The sequence below is a fragment of the Bacillus sp. WC2503 genome, from assembly GCF_052682895.1.
The window spans coordinates 4,032,206-4,051,352 of the sequence record NZ_JBQYMD010000001.1; the positions used below are offsets into that span (position 1 = coordinate 4,032,206).

Consider the following 19,147-nt stretch of genomic DNA (forward strand, 5'->3'; position numbering starts at 1 on the left):
CCTGCTAACGGGAGGCACGTATTATGACATTTTGGCAATTTGCATTTAAAAATGTAACGCGCAACTCAAGAGCTTATTTTGCTTACTTTATAAGCAGTGCCTTTTCCATTGCTGTTTTCTTTTCGTTCGCTGTTTATTTGTTTCATCCGAAATTACAAAATCCCACTATGATCTCTGAAATTTCAGGATTAATGATTTTTTCAGAAGTTGTGATTGTTTTGTTCTCGTTCTTTTTTCTACTCTATTCAATCGGATCGTTTTTAAAAGTTCGTAAAAAGCAATTTGGTATTTTAACTATTTTAGGTATATCAAAAAAACAATTACATCGACTCGTTTTCACTGAAAATATGTTAATTGGTATTTTATCTATCTTTTTCGGTATGCAGTTTGGACTTGTCTTTTCGCAGTTTTTCTTATTAGTAACGGCGAAAGTTACACATCTACCGGGGATATATTTATATCCCCCTACGAATGCTTTCATTTTAACAACGATTGTGTTTCTTGGTCTCTTTATCGCTGTATCTTCATTTACACCCATGCTAATTCGTACGAAAAAGACGGTAAACCTATTAAAAACGAATGGTAGGAAGCAAAAGGAAAGAAAACCATCCATATTTATCTCTCTATTTGGTGCTATCTGTTTATTAGGTGGTTATATTTTAGCTGCAAACCCTAAATATTTCTTCTCAATAAACACGCAAGTAGGCGTTATCTATATGGTTTCAAGTGTTTTTGTGATTCCAGCGCTTGTTACAATTGGGACATATTTTTTCTTTTCTCAAATTAGTTTCTTACTTATTTATATTTTAAAGAAAAGAAGAAAGTTTTATATGAAACGAATTAATATGCTTTGGATTTCGGATTTAGCAAGTCGTATTCGAACAAATATCAATATGCTTTTTATTGTAGCCATGCTTTCTACAATTGCTTTCACAATGATTACGTTCCTATATGGATTCGGAAAGTTTACAAAGCTAGATGTTGCGAGAACTTCACCTTTTCCATTTTCTTATTTTTCATATGACGCAAATCCTTTTGTTAACAAGCATTTAACTTGGCTTGAACAGCAGTTACAAAAAGAAAATTTCTCTTATAAAAAGATCAAAACTGATTTATATGAAACACCATTGAAAGAAGATGAAGGTATAACGACTTACAATGACATTTATGCAATGAAACAAAGTGACTATAATAAACTTGCAGCTTCCCTGCGAATGAAAGAACTATTCATGAGTGATAACGAAGCATATATCTTAAGCGGCGATGCTTATTTCACCTTATTCAGCCAATTTGAGCCAAGCTTCAATAGAAAATCCATTACACTTTCTAGCACAAATACGATATTACAAGTAAAGGGCTATGAACAAGCAGGGGCCATTCCCTCTGACTTTTCATATCAAACTTTAATTTTACCTGACGCTGTTGTAAACAACTTACCAAGTACAACAAAGCATGTAGCAGCGTACAATTATAACGTACAAAACTGGGAAAAGACGTATGAAATTGCTGATGATTTTATGAAAAGGATACAAAGAGATCGACAAGAATTCCAATACGAAGGACCCCTTGTACGCTCCTATGAATCAGCAGGCTCATTATATAGAATCACATCAGGAAGTGCCGCATACTTCCTAATCGGGACATTCTTAGGTGTCATTTTCTTTATTGGAGCTGGTAGCGTTCTTTACTTCAGAATGTATACAGATTTAACGAACGAACAAGAAAAATATGTAGCAATTTCAAAAATTGGTGTAACAGATGCAGAGATGAAAAGATCTGCAACCATTCAACTTAGCATTTTATTTTTTGTTCCGTACGTTATGGCGTCCATTCATACAATGTTCGCGACAAAAATGCTTCAAGACGTAATTGCTTTATCACTATTCAAAGAAATTTCAGCAGTTCTTATTATTTTTGGAGTAGTTGAATTCATCTTTTTCTTATTTATTCGTTCCTTTTACATGCAAAAGTTATCAGAGTATACGAATGGTTAAGTTTTATAAATATATTAGTACAGGAAAAGGATACCTCTTATATTCTTTTCCTCTTCACTCTATTAGGAGGTTTAGGTGAATGACTTTTTGGCAGTTTGCCTTTAAAAATGTAACAAGAAACGCCAGAGCTTATTTCGCCTATTTTGTAAGCAGTGCGTTTTCCATTGCTATTTTTTTCTCATTTGCAGTTTATTTATTTCATCCTAAATTGCATATGACAGACGTGAATTATGCTCTGAACATATTAATGACAATTTCAGAAGTTGTCATTGTGTTCTTTTCATTTTTCTTTTTACTCTATTCAATTGGTACATTTTTAAAGGTTCGTAAAAAACAATTTGGGATTTTAACAGTACTTGGTATATCTCAAAAACAATTAAAGCGACTCATATTTATAGAAAATATGCTGATTGGTGTTCTTTCTATATTTTTTGGTATTCAACTTGGACTTGTTTGTTCACAGTTCTTTTTACTAGTTACCGCCAAAATTACACATGTACCTGGTCTATATTTATATTGGCCGACAGGTGCTATCGTTTTAACTATAATAATCTTTCTTGGACTCTTCATTCTCGTATCATCTTTTACACCGATGCTAATCCGTACGAGAAAAGCTGTACGTCTTTTAAAAGAAGGAACAAAACAAAAAGAAAGAAAAGCATCCGTACTCATTTCTCTATTTGGTGCGATATGTTTAATATCTGGATATGTATTAGCAGCAAATCCTCTATATTTTATGTCGCTAGGCGACATCATTGGGCTTTTATATGCCGTCTCTAGTATATTTGTCATTCCATCGCTTATTGCAGCCGGAACATATTTTTTCTTTTCACAGATTAGTTTTTTACTTATTCGTATATTAAAAACACGAAGAAAGTTTTATATGAAACGAATTAATATGCTTTGGATTTCGGATTTAGCAACGCGCATTCGAACAAATATTAATATGCTATTTATAGTAGCAATGCTATCAACGCTCGCTTTTACAATGATTACATTCTTATATGGATTCGGGAAATTTACAAAGTTTGATGCGATTAGGCAAAACCCTTTCCCGTTTACGTATTTATCACATACTGAAAATACGTTAGCTGATGAACATTTAAACTGGTTAGAACAAAAATTTAATGAAGAGCACTTTACTTATACAAAATTTAAAACAGACATATATGAAGTATCTTCAGCTGAAGATAACGCGCAGCTCTATTATGCCATTAAACAAAGTGACTATAATGTACTTGCTAAGGCGTTAAATTGGGAGACTCTCTCGGTGAATAAGAATGAATCTTATATTCTTATGAAAGACTTAGACGATCAAGTTGTTGGAACAATTCATACTAAAGAAAAGAAAAATACTCTTACACTTGCTCAAAACAATTTACAACTACAAGTGAAAGAATATAAAAGTTATAACCCATTCCCAAACAGCTTAATATACCAATTGCTCATACTATCTGATGAAAATGTAGAAACATTATCCACCGTTTCAAAACAGATGAGTGTATATAACTTTAAAGTTAACGATTGGGAAGAAGCACATACTATCGGTTCAGCATTTATAACAAAAATTGATAACGACAATGCAGCTATTCAGGCAGAACATCCACCGTTTCATGCAAGTGAAGCAAGTGACTCTTTATACAACACGAAACTAAACGTTGCTTCATTCTTCTTAATCGGAACTTTTCTTGGTGTTATTTTCTTCATCGGTGCAGGCAGTGTTCTGTATTTCCGAATGTATACAGATTTAACAAATGAGCAAGAAAAGTATATAACGATTACAAAGATTGGATTAACAGCAGACGAAATGAAACAATCTGCTACAATCCAACTTGCGATTCTTTTCTTTGTCCCTTACATTATGGCATCCATCCATACGATGTTCGCGACAAAGATGCTACAAGAGATATTACATCTCTCGTTCTTCGCTGAAATTACAGTCGTACTTATGATTTTTGGAACGGTTGAAATTCTCTTTTTCCTTTTAATTCGTTCCTTTTATATGCAAAAATTATCACAACATATTAAGTTTTAAAAATAGAAAGGTGATTATTATGGAAGAAGTATTACACATAAAAAACGTCTCAAAAGTGTATGAAGGGAAAGTCCCTCATACTGCTTTAAAAAATATAAATTTACACGTAGATAAAGGTGAATTCGTCGCAATTATGGGGCCTTCTGGAAGTGGTAAATCTACGTTTTTAAACGTTATTTCTACAATTGATTCTCCTACTTCTGGAGAAGTCGTAATTAACGGCAAACAACCTCATACATTTCGTAGAGAAAAATTAGCAATTTTCCGCCGTCAAGAATTAGGATTTGTTTTCCAAAACTTTAACCTATTAGATACGTTAACGATTGGAGAAAATATCGTATTACCTTTAACGTTAGATAATGTTCCTTTAAAAGAAATGGACGAAAAGCTCGATAACATCTCAAAGAAACTTGGAATTGATCATATTTTGGACAAACGTATTTTTGAAGTTTCAGGAGGGCAAGCACAGCGTACTGCGGTAGCACGTGCTGTCATTCATCATCCGTCTCTTTTACTTGCGGATGAACCAACAGGAAACTTAGATTCAAAAGCAGCGATTGATGTAATGGAATTATTTACGAAATTAAACAAAGAAGAAGATGCAACGATTTTAATGGTTACGCATGATCCGTTTGCAGCAAGTTATTGTAACCGTGTTATTTTCATTAAAGATGGAGAGCTTTACAATGAACTGCATCGCGGATTGTATCGTGAGAAGTTTTATCAAGAAATATTAGATGTCCTAGCATTATTAGGAGGAAGACGTGGATGACATTTTGGCAATTCGCATTTAAAAATGTCTCGCGTAATTCTAAAGCATATTTCGCTTATTTTGTAAGTAGTGCTTTTTCTATTATGGTTTTCTTTTCATTTACTGTATATGCGTATCATCCGCGCTTACAAAGTGTACAAGGCTTTCAAGATCGGGATCCTCTAATGAACTTAGCTAGTACAGCACAGCTTGTGATTGTTATGTTCTCGTTCTTTTTTCTCTTATATTCAGTTGGAACATTTTTAAATGTACGGAAGCAGCAATTCGGGATACTCACCATTCTCGGTATCTCACAGAGACAATTAAAAAGACTGTTATTTACTGAAAATATGATAATCGGGATATTATCTATCTTTATCGGCATTCAAGGTGGACTTGTATTTTCTAACTTTTTCTTATTAGTCACTTCGAAATTAACAAGTGCAAAAGGTCTCTATTTATATTGGCCAACAGAAGCGATTATCGTTACAACCGTAACGTTTATCATTTTATTTTTAATTGTTTCTACGTTTACACCAATGTTTATTCGTACTCGAAAAACAACGCAGCTTATTAAGGGAGTTAACAAAAAGAAGAGCGAAAAAAAACCATCTATACTCATTTCACTATTTGCTTTAACTTGTTTAGGACTATGCTATTATATTGCCGGTTATCCGCAAGGCTACATAACGGAAAAAAATGTACAAAATGGGTCTGTATTCTTAATTATACTATCTATTTTACCGCTCGTAGTAGTTGGGACGTATTTGTTTTTTTCACAAACATTTCTTCTCTTTATCTATATTTTAAAGAAACGAAGAAAGTTTTATTTGAAACAAATAAATATGTTATGGATTTCAGATTTAGTTTCTCGTACCCGCAGTAATATTAATGTACTCTTTATCGTTTCTATGCTATCTGCACTTGCATTTACAATTATTATCGGGTTATTTGCTGCAAACAATCATACGAAAGCATCCATACTAGAACGATATCCAATACCATTCACCTATACATCAGAAGGTGTTAATGCATTTGAACAAAAGCATATTACTACGATTGAAACTGAACTTACAAATGCTAATTTTCAATATGACAAATATAAGTTTACCGTTTTAAAAGATACAGCTTCAAAAGAATCAATTTCCATTATGAAAATGAGTGATTATAACGCAATAGCAAAGCAATTAAACAGACCAGAAATCACTCTTGATTCTACACAAGTTTATAATATTTCTCGCTATTCACCAGCGTTATTAAATCTCGTGTCTAACCCATTTGCGAAGCAGGACACGATTACACTTGGCTCTAATAAAAAAGAATTTCAAATTAAAGGTTTTATTAATAGAGGAATTGAGCCTCCCTTTGCATTACCTCACTTAATTGTGATGCAAGATGAAGTAATTGAAAATATGATTCCTCATATTGAAACAATTACAGTTTATAACTACTTCGTGGAAAATTGGGAAAATGCAATTGTCCCAACAAAAAATATATTAAAAAGCTTAGATCATGATGCAGAAACCTTGTATGAAGCACATAAGGATGAAGAAGATTTCATTAAACCATTTCATATTTATACAGCTACGGATGAACTCGTTCATAGTAAAGGAAATGCGGTTGCTCAGTTCTTTATTTGGGCATTTCTCGGCTTTATTTTCTTTATCGGTGCGGCTAGTGTTTTATACTTCCGTATGTATAACGACTTAACGAATGAAAAACAAAAATACATTACGATTACAAAGCTTGGCTTAACTGAATCAGAAATGTTTCGCTCTGCAACGATTCAATTAGGAATTTTATTTTTCGTTCCTTACATCGTTGCTGGTGTTCACACGTTATTTGCGGTTAAGTTTTTACAAAGTATGTTTTCTTTTTCATTACTAAAAGAGACATGTATTGTACTCACCTTTTTCGGGATTATCGAGATCATTTTCTTCTTCTTAATCCGTTCTCTGTACATTAATAAATTATCACAACATATTAAAACGTGAATAAAATGGCCTTGTGCAATACGCACAAGGCCATTTTCAATAGTTTTTAATTAGCAGCAATATCCACCATAGCCGCCTGCATAACCGCCGTAACCACCATAACCACAACCGCCGCCTCCGCCGAAGCAGCTAGCACCGATGATAATTAATAAAATAAACAATACGATTAGAAGCGCAAAACCGCCGCCGCACCCATGTCTGCGGTTACAATCATCATGTCTGTGTTCACACTTTTCGCTCATTACTCTATTCCTCCTTTAGTATCATTCATAACAAGTTCACCTTGCTCTAAATGAGGGGATTCCATTTATAGTATGTTTTCAGGGCGAATAGGAAGCTTGGCTTACTTAAAAACGGGCTTGTTTTGGCAATTGGGCTTCATCAAAAAAAAGATACCTATTCAGGTATCTTTTAAAGAAACATATTCAACACAAGGGCAAAACCGAATGCAATAAATGATAACAATGTTTCCAGCACCGTCCACGTTTTAAACGTTTCCTTCACCGTCAAACCTAAATACTCTTTTACAAGCCAGAAGCCTGCATCATTTACGTGAGAAAACATTAGTGAACCTGCACCGGTTGCTATAACGAGCAATTCTAAATTTACACCAGACATGTGCTGAATAACTGGTGAAACAATTCCTGCTGCTGTCGTTAATGCTACTGTAGCTGATCCGGTCGCTATTCGAATTAATCCCGCTACCATGAAAGCTAAGACGATTGGTGATAACGATATATGTTCTGCCATTTGCGCAATCGCCGTTCCAACTCCACTTTCAATTAATATTTGTTTAAACCCACCACCTGCACCAATTATTAAAATAATTGAGCCTACAGGTAGTAAACTTTCATCTGTTAATTTTTTTATCATCTTTTTATTAATTCCTTGTTTGATGCCAAGTAAATAAAATGCTGCAAAACATGAAATAAGTAAAGCGATTACTGGACTTCCTATAAAGACTGAAAATTCAGTTATTTTTATTGGTAAAGAAATATACGGTGCAACTACTGATAAAATCATTAACACAACTGGCAGTAAAATAATAAAAAACGAAACTTTACGACTTGGTAAATCGGTTGATACAGTCGTAACTCGAACAAGCTCCGGTTCATTTTCAGGTATAACCCTCTTATGTACCCACTTCGCAAATATCGGCCCTGCGATGATGGCTGTTGGTAACGCGATAATTAATGAATATAAAAGTACTTTTCCTAAGTTCGCATTATAAATCCCGATTGCAGTCATCGCACCTGGATGCGGAGGCACTAGCCCATGCACAATTGATAATCCAGCAATAACAGGTAACGCAATTAACAATATATTTTGCTTCGTCGTTTTTCGAATGGAAATAACAAGTGGTAATAAAATGACGATTCCCACTTCAAAAAAGACTGGAATCCCTATAACAAACCCTGCAAATAACATTGCCCAAGGTAATTTTTTTACGCCGAAAAATCGAATAAAGAAATCTGCAACTTGCATGCCTGCCCCTGAATCAGACATCATTTTCCCTAAGATAGTTCCAAGTGCCAAAATGCCAACTAAATGCCCTAGTACACTACCAACACCAGTTTCATAGGCAGCCACTATTTTCGTTAAGTTCAGTCCAGACATAATAGCTAAAAATAAACTAGCAACTGTTAAACTAATAAATGCATGCCATTTCCACCATGATACCCCTAAAATGACAATTGCGATCGCAAGTAACGTGACGATTAATAAGTATATATCCATCTCTCATTCCCCTTACTTTTATAAAAAAAGAGGGAAAATCCCTCTTTTTTATACGTCATAATTAACTACATAATGCTGCATTTCTGTATTGTAGTAGCCTTCGCTATATTCAATTACTTCGCCAACTTCATCGTAAGAATAGCGCATACGTTTTAATAACGCTGTCCCCTCTTTTTCACCTAACGATTCTGCAACGAAACTGGGCGCAAGTCCAACTGCGAATTCATCTCTGAAGTTTTCTAAATGTATACCTCGGTCTTCGACTAAATCATAAAGTGATTGTAAATCAAAGTCCGATAAGTCTGTACTTGCCATTTTCGCTGAGAAATAGTGCGTATAATGAATATATGGTGCATCATTTAACGTATATAAACGTTCAATACGAAAACTCTCTTTACCGAATAAGCGAAATGGCACTGTTCCTTCTTCATTATGAACGACTTCTGCCTTTAGCAATTTCTTTTGTACTTTATATCCTTCTTCCACTAACACTTCAGTAAATTTCTTACCCTTTGACAGTTTTGTCGCAGAAGTATTACGGATGACTTTCGTTCCTTTACCGCTCTTCTTTTCCAAATATCCTTCTTGAGCGAGTTCTTTAATCGCATTACGTACTGTAATTTTACTCACTTTGAACTCTTCCTCTAATTGTGGTTCAGAAGGAATATTCGTATGAATCGCATATACACCATGCAATATTCGATCACGAATAATATTTTTTATTTGTAAATATAATGGTCCTTTTTTTCTCGTTACGTTCACCGTTACACCCACTACCTTTCTACATCACCTACTGATGCCGTCATTGCCCGAAGTATATCCTTCTCTGATGACATTGGCGTATCACCGACGATTGTATGTGCAAGCATGCCAGCTGCTGACGCAAATGAAACAGCTTTCTCTGGTGCAAACTCTTCTATCTCGCCATGAATAATCCCGCTCGTATAAGCATCTCCAGCACCTATTCTATCATATACAGAAAACGTAAGTGTTTTTGCAAAAGTGAACGTCCCATCTTTACATATAAACCCGCACAGTGAATGTGTATTATCACCGTTAATAGAGCGATGTGTACCAGCAATTGTAGCGATATGATACGTTTTAGCGACCTTTGGAATGAGATCCATCAGCTGTGCCTCTCGCTCCGTCTCTTCTGTTTTCATTCCTAAAACAAACATCGCATCTTTTTCGTTCATCATAACGATATCAGCAAGTCCTAGCATTTCTTCATAATGCGGCTTTGCCTGTTCATATCCGTCTTCTCCCCAAAGTGATGGACGATAATTGCAATCAAAAACGACGGTTCCTCCGTTTTCTTTAACTGCTCTCGCTAAAGACTTCATATGATGGCGCACCGTATCATTCATCGCAAGTGTAATACCGCAAAAATGAACGATATCAATTTCTTTAGCAATTTCTTCAAATTGGTACATCTCTTCAGACGCCGTATTGAAGCTACTTTCTAGTCGATTCGAATACGTAACGCGGCTTGCACGTGCACCAAATCCATTTTCTAAAAAGTACATGCCGACATATTTGCCGCCCCTTGAAACAAGCGGAGTTTGCACACCTAACTTTTGAATGTATGATAATGCCGCATCTCCAACCGAATTTTCCGGTAAAGTTGAAATAAGAAGCCCTTCATGCCCTAAGTGAGAAAGTGCCGCTGCAACGTTCACACCTGTACCTGAAAATGAGTAATTTAGCGTGTTAGCTTGCGACAACAATTCATATCCAGGTACTTGCAGGCGCATCATTACTTCGCCGAACGCTGCAATTTTCTTACGCATATTGATCAACTAGCTTCTTCACGACTGCTAATAATTCACGCACATCTTCTACTTTCGTGTTACCAGTTTCTTTATCAATAATAGAAGAGTACACGTGCGGGATAACTTGCTCTACATTTGCCTCAAGTGCAATGCGTACAATTGTTTCAAAGTTCTCTTTATCAATTCCGCCTGTTGGCTCTAATGCGAATCCTTCTTCCGCACAAGCTTTCGCAACTGCGCGATATTCTTCTTCATGAGCTAAACCTTTCATTGGGAAGTATTTCAATGAATTTCCGCCCATATCACGTACAAGTGCGATCGCTGTTTTAATTGGAACGATTGCTTTTTCTTCCCCAGCTGCACTAATTGGGCCAGTAGAAATGTTTACGTAACCTACTTTTCCTGTCGGCGATACTAAACTATTAATCCAGCTATCTTTTTCGCCAAGATTTGCACGTGTCGCTCCAACTGAAGGGAACACTTGGTTAATATGGCTACCAGGATAATGCTTCGCAATTTCAGCCACAACTGCCGCTTGGCGATTATCTCCTGCTCCTAGTCCGATTGATACAGCATCCTCAATTTCTTTTCCGTATGCTTTCATCGCCGCAACTGCTTCTTCTACAGTCGGATAGTCTTTTGATAGCACACCGACTACTACATAACCTTCTGCTGCTTCAAAAATATCTTTCGCATTTTCTATATTGTTTGCCAATACATTTAATGCTACGCGGCCTTTATAAAAACGTTTTTGAATGTTTGTCATTTTAGTTTCCCCCTACAATTTCTCTCATTTTTTCTTCAATTACATGTATGTCATCACCTTGAAGTGGACGTGGATCGATATCAAAGAATCCTTGTCTTACTCCGTAATCACGTGTATAAATGGCAATTTCCCCTTCGCGTAATGCTGTCACAACATCTTTTGCTGATTTATTTAATTGTGTCTCGTTAATATGAATACGAGCTCTAAAGATTGCTCTTCCGGCTTCATCTTGAACGATCGTTACATTTACGCCGTTTAATTCTTTTAGCGGCATAAGTACTTGTAACAATTCTTTTTCTTGCTCGCTCTTATCTTCTTTTACCCCGTACTCATCAAGCGCTTGAAGTAAGCCAAATGTTGTTTCTTTCCCAACCTTCATACTTCTTCCGATGCAATGTAATTGCACTTTTAGCCACTCAATATACTTTCTTTTACCGCCCACAATACCAGAAGTAGGCCCTTCAATCGCCTTTGAACCACTATAAATGGCAAGGTCTGAATACTTCACATATTTTTGAATGTCTTCTTCAGCTGCCGCATCGACGATAAGCGGGATGTTATTTCGCTGCGCAACTTCCCATGCTTCTTCAACAGAAATCATATTTTTTTGTACTGCATGATGGGATTTCACATAAAGAATCGCCGCTGTATTTTCACCAATCGCATCTTCAATATGCTCTGCTTTCCCTTCATTTGCATAGCCAACTTCTACAAGTTTACCGCCGCCTAAGTAAATCATCGTTTCAACAGGGGCACCGTATTGAACGTTATGACCCTTTAACATAATCACTTCGTTTTTCGCGATTACTTCTTGATGAAGTCTTTCACTTTTACGGCGATTTCCTTCTGTAACGATACCAGCGATAGAAAGCGCAATTCCACTCGATGCTGAATTCACAACAACTGCTGCCTCTGACTCTAGAATTCTCGCAATATGGTCTCCTGCTTTATCTACTAAATCAGCAATTTCCACATAATTTTGTCCACCATGTTTCATTGCATCCATAACTGTATTTGCCGGAGCGGATACACCTAAAATACTCATTCTACCGCTCGCATTAATCACTCTTTTTAATCCATACTTAGCATTCAATGAATGACCCATTGATTACAACCCCTTTCGTATCAATCCTTCTTTCAGCAATGCGCTGATCCCCTTCTGAATCAATTAACGTAACCTTCTCATCTTTCACCGTAAATAAAGTTAAATTTGCAATATCGCCTTCTTGAATGCGGCCAAGCTCAGGTTTCTTAAGCCACTCTGCTGCATGTTTCGTAACCGCATCAATCACTTCTTCTAGCGGATAACCTAAGTAAAGGAATTTCGAAAGAACGTGAGCCATACTATACACTGGACCGTGTATACGGTTCTTCCGGTAAATATCTGTACTAATTGTATTAAGCGCAATACCGTAACGCTTCGCCGCTTCTGCTACTTTAAAAGAAAAACTAGCATTACCATGACCAACATCTAAATGTACGCCGCGATTCACTGCATCTAGTAACACAGGTAGCGGTTTGCCTTCTTCATCAAATAAATTATTTTCTTTCCCGTTTAAATAATGTGTAATGACATCATCTTTTTCTAAAAGAGGTACAACTTCCTCAATGCGAGGAGGCGCTGAACCGATATGTACCATAATTGGCAATGATGTTTCACGGGATAAATCACGCGCTATATGAAGTGGTTCAATTCCACTATCACAAACGACACTTTTACTCATTCTCGCCTTTAACCCAACGATTACATCTTTATACTTTTCTACTGCTTCTATTACTTTCTCTTTATCTATCCATTCCATATTGGATAATTCATCAATTCGTTTTAAACCGATGCGAGAAATATTTAAAAAGGCAAATAAATTCGTTTTTGCCTGCTCTCTACTTTTTACTAAATCTGCAATGCGATCAGCACCGCAGCTACCTGCATCAACAATTGTCGTTACCCCTTGCTTAACGCCAATTTCGTCCACCTCATCGCCATACGGATCAAACTCTGGAAAAGCATGAACGTGCAAATCAATCCAGCCACTTGATACGTAAGTACCTGAGTAATCAAGAACCTTTCCACCCTCACCAGCACCAGCTTTCGTCACCTGTGCGATTTTATTATTTTCAATTACAATGTCAATCTCTTCCCCGTTCACACGTTTCACATTACGTAGTACGAATCGTTCTGTCATTGTATTTCCACCCTTTTCTATAAGAAGCCATAAGAATACGCTTACATTAAAATTTCATTTTTCTTTATCTCTTTCACACATTTAGAGTAGCACAAAAAAAGGAAGAAGTAAATATAACGTTATAATGTTTAAAAGTAAATAAAAAGATGCTCCTCAAAATGCTGATAGTACAGGAAATTATATCAACGATTTTTCGAATATATCTATCATAACTTACAATATATCAACGATTTTTCAATTATATCTATCGTAACTCAAAATATATCAACGATTCGACAAGGAATATCGATTTACCGACAAAAAACGCCAATCCCTTTCTTATATACGAAAAGGCTGCTCCAAAACGGAACAACCTCTTTATCTATTCCTGAACCGTCACAATAACCCCATCCATATTGTTCCCCGAAATTTCATACTGCTTATTTACTGGGACATTTACGTTCATATTCTCTGAAACTTTATAATAAGAAACCGTATATTTCTTGCCTTCCACCTCAGTTGAAATTTCTTTTTCCTCTTTTAAGAACTCTAAATATTCCTCTAGCGTAAAATTCTTTTTTTGCATAATTGCGCTATGAGGTAAACCGACGTAACGTATATGCCATGGCTCATATTGAATGCCTGTAATGTTACTTTTATTTTTCGGGTAGCGTAATACAAAGCCATGCTTCCATACGTTCTCTTCCACCCACTTACCTTCAGGAGCCCTCTCCATTTTCTTTTGAGTAGACCCAACATCGAGTGATAATCCTAAATTATGCTCACTGTATCCTGCTGGGAGTGCATAATCTGATCCCATTTCTTTATATAATTTACTTTGTTCTTGAAAATCTCGGTACCCGCTACTCATTAGGAAATGCTGTACTCCATCTTTTCCAGCCGCATCGACAACGTTCAAAAACTTTTTTACAACACCCTTTGATAAGCGAAGGTTTCTATCAAATATTACATAACCTCTTACTAATTCACTATTATGATTTACATTTATAATATCAGACCTAATACTATCTTTTTTTACTGGGTAATCTTTATTAACTAATAGTAGATCCCCTTTATAAATTTGTTCTTTTGTAACCTCTACCTTTTCCATACTTGCAGTCTTTACTGCACTATTTTCCCCGCCGATTTTCACATCAATTTCCTTTTGAAATAACGGTGATATGTAAACGCCTACACAGATTGTGCATGCTATAAAAAAAGAAATAAATACCCACTTTTTCATTTCTAGTTCCTCCTTAACGTAACTTACGTATAGAATAGAAAAAACTATTAAAATAAAAAGTGGGGTAAAGTTTAAATTTTTATTAAATTGTTACGTTCTCGTCTTTTGGCAATCTCACTTCAAATAGCGTTCTAACTACATTACTTTCAGCAGAAATCGTACCGTTATGCTGCTCGACAATATTTTTTGCAATAAATAGTCCAAGGCCTGTCCCGCCACGGTTCTCGGTTCTCGCTTTATCACCTGTATAAAACATATCAAATAGATACGGTAAATCTTCTTCTGGAATGCTATCTCCGTAATTCATAACTTGCACGACAACTTCTCCATTATCGACATACCCATTCATATCAACAAATTGTCCATCATATCCGTATCGAACAGCATTTGTTAACAAGTTTTCAAATACTCTAGCTAACAATTTTCCATCACCGTGCATCGGTAAATGAGCATCAACATGCAATCTAGCTTCTAAATGATGTTTCTCTAATAACGGATATAATTCCTCTTCTAACTGTATAAGCAACTCACTTATATCAATAGGCTTTTTATCCAGCTTTAGCATGCCATAATTCATACGTGTAATTTCAAATAGCTCATCAATTAAACTTTCCAGCCTTTGTGATTTCGTATATGCAATCGTGGAAAAATGTTTAATTTGTTCCTTCGTCAAATTCTCATCTTTAAGAATTAAATCTAAATATCCTAACACGGATGTTAATGGCGTTCTTAAATCATGAGCTAAATTCACAACGAGCTGATCTTTACTACTTTCAGCAAAGTCGCCTCTTTCCACAGCTTCTTTTAACTTTTCACTCGCAACATTTATTTCGCGCGCGATATTTCCAAACTCATCATTTGATGAAACTTGAACTTTATTTGTAAAGTTACCGTTCGCAAGATGATGAATCCCATTAGAAATTTCATCAAAGTATTTTAAATACGGTTTTGTCAAAAAGAAGAAAAAGATAATAGATAACGGAATAAAGAAAATTAAAAAGAAGTTAATGTCCCCAAATTCCCTTACCATTGATCGAAATTGCGCTAAAGGCTCTTCGTAGCGAACCATCTTTTTATAATACAGCTGCAATCCTTTATAAATTATATAAGTTACAGTTGCTGCAAGCACCATACTTAACGCAAATAAGGCAATCATTTTAAAACGAAAGCTTTTCATCATGTTAGCCATTGAAAGTATAACCTACCCCCCACACTGTTTTTATTAACTTATCCTTTCTTTTATCTTCCCCAAGCTTTTTCCGTAACGTACGAATATGTACCATAACTGTATTTCCACCTTCATAATAATCATCTGCCCATACTTGCTGAAAAATATTTTCCACATTGTACACTTTCTTCGGATGACTCGCTAATAAATATAAAATGTCAAATTCTTTCGGTGTTAACTCAATTTGCTCTCCATATACATTTACCGTTCGGCGCTCAGGATCAATAATGACTCCGCCAATCTCTAAAGCAGACTTACTCTCCGCTACTTTCGGTTGATTTAACGTAAAAAACCTACGCAGTTGTGCATTTACACGTGCAACTAGTTCTATTGGTGTGAAAGGCTTTGTCATATAATCATCCGCACCTAGTACAAGACCTGTCACCTTATCGAAGTCAGATGTTTTCGCGCTTAAGAAAATAATCGGCATATGATATTTGGCGCGAATCTGTCTCGTCACTTCATACCCATCCATTTTCGGCATCATAATATCTAAAACGACTAAGTCAATTGACTGCGTTTCAATAATATGAATTGCCTCTTCCCCATCAGCTGCTTTCACAACGTGGTACCCTTCTTTTTCTAAATGTATCTCAATTAAATCAGCAATTTCTGCCTCATCATCAGCTATCAAAATTGAAATGCGCTTCATCTTACTCCCCCTTTATACGCTCGATTTTAAACTAGTCTATCCAATTTGTACAATACAAAAAAGGCTACCCGTTTGAGTAGCCTTAGTAAATGAAATTATATCGACCATAACTTGAATTATATCGGCGATTTTCCAATTATATCGACCGTAACTCGAATTATATCAGCGATTATTGAAATATATCGACTTACCGACAATTAACGACAAAACCCTCTCGCTATTTGCGGACAGCCTAACGAAACTTCCATTTACCGCTCAAACACAATCCGCTGCTTCGTGATTTCATCCAGTCTCCCACGATCTACTTCATACTCAGCTTCAACACTTTGCGGTACAATCACTTTCCCGCCCTTAAGCATCACTTCCGGCGAAATAATATCCTGCTCCCAATGTCGACTAGAAGCGGATATATCACCAGGAATCGTAAAGTTCGGCAATGAAGCAAGCGCAACGTTTTGTGCTCGTGATATCCCCATCTCTACCATACCACCGCACCAAACGGGTATGTTATGCTCCATGCAATAATTATGGATTTGAATAGATTCTGTTAATCCGCCCACTCGCCCTGGTTTAATGTTAACTATGCGGCAACTACCAAGCGTAATCGCAACGCGCGCGTCTTCTAAACTATGGATGCTTTCGTCTAAACAAATCGGCGTTTCAATTTTCTTTTGCAGCTGTGCATGATCAAGAAAATCGTAATCCGCTAGCGGTTGTTCAATCATCAGCAATTGAAATTCATCTAGTCGTTTCAGTCTCTCCGTATCCGCTAATGTATAGGCTGAATTTGCATCAGCCATTAACGGGATATTCGGAAACTCTTTACGAATTTCTTTCAATAATTCGTAATCATGCTCTGGCTTTATTTTCACTTTAAAACGCTCGTATCCTTCTTCCGCGTACTTCTCGATTTGTTTTAGCATAACCGGAATCGTATTGATCCCGATTACAACGCCGACCTCAATTTCAGACTTCGTTCCGCCAAGCAATGTCGCTAGCGGTTTCTTTTGACGCGTCGCATATAAATCCCAAACAGCCCCTTCTATTCCGGCCTTTGCCATTCGGTTTCTCTTTATATGCTGGAACAAACTCGGCACTTCATTCGGATGAGAAATTTCAGTTTCCAATAAATCCGGTATTAAAAAATCCTGAAGTACATGCAGTGCTGTCTTCACCGTTTCTTCCGTATACCACGGTTCAGAAAAAGCAACGACTTCACCAAAACCAACGTATCCATCTTTATCTTCTAATTCAACGACGATACTCTCACGCCTTTCGTAAGTTCCGTAGCTTGCAGCAAACGGGATTACGAGTGGCATTTCCGTTATATAAAGTGTCACTTTTTTTATCTCCACCTACATCTCCTCCACTAATTGTCTTAACTCTCGTCTTAACAATTTTTTCGAAGCGTTTCGTGGTAATTCCTCTAAGAAACACACTTTCTTCGGCACTTTATATTTCGCTAATTTCTCCTCGCAAAAATGAAGAATTTCTTCTTCTGTTACCTCTCCGCTTTTTACAACAAAAGCAGCTGGCACTTGTCCCCAACTTTCGTCAGCCATACCGACAACACCGCCTTCTGCTACTGCAGGATGAGATAGTAACACTTCTTCAATTTGAGCTGGATATATATTTTCTCCCCCAGAAATAATTAAATCACTGCGGCGGTCTAATACGTATAAAAATCCTTCTTCATCTAAATAACCGAGGTCACCAGTATAAAGCCAGCCATTTTGAATTGTTTCACGCGTCGCATCTTCACGGTTAAAATAGCCACCTGTTACGTTCGGTCCTTTTACAACAATTTCTCCTTCAGCATGTGGAGGCACTACTACGCCGTCTTTTTCAATACGAAGCTGACATTGGAATAGTGGTTTTCCAGCTGATCCTACTTTCGTTAACATGTAATCTGCTGATAACGTACAAATTTGCGAAGACGTTTCTGTCATACCGTACGTTTGATACACAGGAATTCCTTTTTCTACACACGTTTCTAATAACGATTTCGGCGCTGGCCCTCCGCCTAGTAACATGCATCGTAAAGAAGAGGGATATGTCTCTTCTCCAAGTCGCTCTAAAAGATCTGTTAACATTTTAGAAACGACAGAAATAATCGTAACGCCTCTCGTTTGAAGTGCTTCATGAATAAAATTAGCATCATATTTCGGAACGAGTAAAATGCGCATACCGTACATAATATTTTTCATTAACAGAGATAGCCCGCCAACGTGGAACATCGGCATACAAGCTAACCAGCAATCATCATCACGAAGCCCTAAATTAAGCGAAGAACCGACTGCGCTTGCCCAATGATTACCGTACGTTAAAATAACGCCTTTCGGCTTCCCTGTCGTCCCAGACGTATAAATAATTGTCATCGCTTCTTCTAAAGAGAATTCTTCCTGTATAGATGCTTCTGCCTTCGATCCATTCATCACTTCAGCAAATGAATATACAGGAACATCTGTAGTCTCAAAATCTTGATCCGTCACTAAACAAACAACTTCAGCATCATCCATTTGCCAAAGTAGCTCTTCTCTTGAAAGACGCGTATTTAAAAGTACAGCTACTGCACCTACGTAAGATAGGGCGTGAATAACTGTAATCATCTCCATACCATTTTTCATCAGAACAGCCACCTTTTGTCCACGCTTCACTCCAACATGCGTGAGACGTTCACAAACAGATACTACTTTTTCATGCAGCTGCATAAAAGTAACCTTTTCATCCTCTATTTCAATTGCAGTGCGATCTGGTGTTAAAAATGCACGTTGCTTTAACCAATTTGGCATAGTTTCCATCATACATTCTCC

The 19,147-nt window shown here is 36.6% G+C and carries 16 protein-coding genes; 4 read left to right on the top strand and 12 right to left on the bottom strand.

The genetic code is table 11. From position 1 onward, the window contains the following. Positions 1–23 precede the first annotated feature (23 nt). From ACUN26_RS20790 to ACUN26_RS20805, 4 genes are all read left to right on the top strand, one after another. Positions 24–1,994, top strand: a complete 1,971-nt coding sequence (locus ACUN26_RS20790) for an FtsX-like permease family protein (RefSeq protein WP_000145028.1) — start codon at positions 24–26, stop codon at positions 1,992–1,994. 79 nt (positions 1,995–2,073) lie between these two features. Then, complete coding sequence (locus ACUN26_RS20795; RefSeq protein WP_000144983.1) at positions 2,074–4,029, top strand: FtsX-like permease family protein; 1,956 nt, start codon at positions 2,074–2,076, stop codon at positions 4,027–4,029. Positions 4,030–4,048: 19 nt separating this feature from the next. Next, positions 4,049–4,801, top strand: a complete 753-nt coding sequence (locus ACUN26_RS20800; protein WP_000393256.1) for an ABC transporter ATP-binding protein — start codon at positions 4,049–4,051, stop codon at positions 4,799–4,801. Beyond that, positions 4,798–6,774 carry an FtsX-like permease family protein gene (locus ACUN26_RS20805; protein ID WP_000144933.1) on the top strand — a complete coding sequence of 659 codons (1,977 nt, stop codon included), beginning with the start codon at positions 4,798–4,800 and terminating at the stop codon, positions 6,772–6,774. Before ACUN26_RS20800 ends, ACUN26_RS20805 begins: the two co-directional genes overlap by 4 nt. A gap of 50 nt (positions 6,775–6,824) precedes the next feature. Here ACUN26_RS20805 and ACUN26_RS20810 read toward each other — a convergent pair whose 3' ends face one another. The 12 genes from ACUN26_RS20810 to ACUN26_RS20865 form a co-directional block, all read right to left on the bottom strand. Next, positions 6,825–7,016, bottom strand: a complete 192-nt coding sequence (locus ACUN26_RS20810) for a YjcZ family sporulation protein (RefSeq protein WP_001290392.1) — start codon at positions 7,014–7,016, stop codon at positions 6,825–6,827. Between the two features lie 169 nt (positions 7,017–7,185). After that, entirely contained in the window at positions 7,186–8,511 is a 1,326-nt protein-coding gene (gene gntP, locus ACUN26_RS20815; protein WP_000356143.1) for a gluconate permease GntP, read from the bottom strand. A 48-nt stretch (positions 8,512–8,559) separates the two neighbouring features. Next, positions 8,560–9,285: a GntR family transcriptional regulator gene (locus ACUN26_RS20820; RefSeq protein ID WP_000539290.1), complete on the bottom strand. Its 726-nt coding sequence runs from the start codon at positions 9,283–9,285 to the stop codon at positions 8,560–8,562. Next, positions 9,285–10,301, bottom strand: a complete 1,017-nt coding sequence (locus ACUN26_RS20825; RefSeq protein WP_001227503.1) for a sugar kinase — start codon at positions 10,299–10,301, stop codon at positions 9,285–9,287. Before ACUN26_RS20825 ends, ACUN26_RS20820 begins: the two co-directional genes overlap by 1 nt. Then, the gene (dagF, locus tag ACUN26_RS20830; RefSeq protein ID WP_000181902.1) at positions 10,294–11,049 is read right to left on the bottom strand and encodes a 2-dehydro-3-deoxy-phosphogluconate aldolase; all 756 of its coding nucleotides are present in this window, start codon (positions 11,047–11,049) and stop codon (positions 10,294–10,296) included. Before dagF ends, ACUN26_RS20825 begins: the two co-directional genes overlap by 8 nt. 1 nt (position 11,050) lies before the next feature. Next, positions 11,051–12,154, bottom strand: a complete 1,104-nt coding sequence (locus ACUN26_RS20835) for a DgaE family pyridoxal phosphate-dependent ammonia lyase (RefSeq protein WP_000510083.1) — start codon at positions 12,152–12,154, stop codon at positions 11,051–11,053. Beyond that, the gene (locus ACUN26_RS20840; protein WP_000139941.1) at positions 12,132–13,232 is read right to left on the bottom strand and encodes an amidohydrolase/deacetylase family metallohydrolase; all 1,101 of its coding nucleotides are present in this window, start codon (positions 13,230–13,232) and stop codon (positions 12,132–12,134) included. Before ACUN26_RS20840 ends, ACUN26_RS20835 begins: the two co-directional genes overlap by 23 nt. A gap of 361 nt (positions 13,233–13,593) precedes the next feature. After that, complete coding sequence (locus ACUN26_RS20845) at positions 13,594–14,454, bottom strand: D-Ala-D-Ala carboxypeptidase VanY (protein WP_000759391.1); 861 nt, start codon at positions 14,452–14,454, stop codon at positions 13,594–13,596. Positions 14,455–14,536: 82 nt separating this feature from the next. After that, positions 14,537–15,643 carry a sensor histidine kinase gene (locus tag ACUN26_RS20850; protein ID WP_000002593.1) on the bottom strand — a complete coding sequence of 369 codons (1,107 nt, stop codon included), beginning with the start codon at positions 15,641–15,643 and terminating at the stop codon, positions 14,537–14,539. Beyond that, on the bottom strand, positions 15,636–16,334 hold the full coding sequence (locus ACUN26_RS20855) for a response regulator transcription factor (protein ID WP_000822496.1): 699 nt from the start codon (positions 16,332–16,334) through the stop codon (positions 15,636–15,638). Before ACUN26_RS20855 ends, ACUN26_RS20850 begins: the two co-directional genes overlap by 8 nt. A 248-nt stretch (positions 16,335–16,582) precedes the next feature. Next, positions 16,583–17,689 carry an o-succinylbenzoate synthase gene (gene menC / locus ACUN26_RS20860; protein ID WP_000403451.1) on the bottom strand — a complete coding sequence of 369 codons (1,107 nt, stop codon included), beginning with the start codon at positions 17,687–17,689 and terminating at the stop codon, positions 16,583–16,585. Beyond that, positions 17,690–19,135 (bottom strand): o-succinylbenzoate--CoA ligase, encoded by a 1,446-nt coding sequence (locus ACUN26_RS20865; protein WP_000449538.1) that lies wholly within the window; start codon positions 19,133–19,135, stop codon positions 17,690–17,692. Between the last annotated feature and the right edge of the window lie 12 nt (positions 19,136–19,147).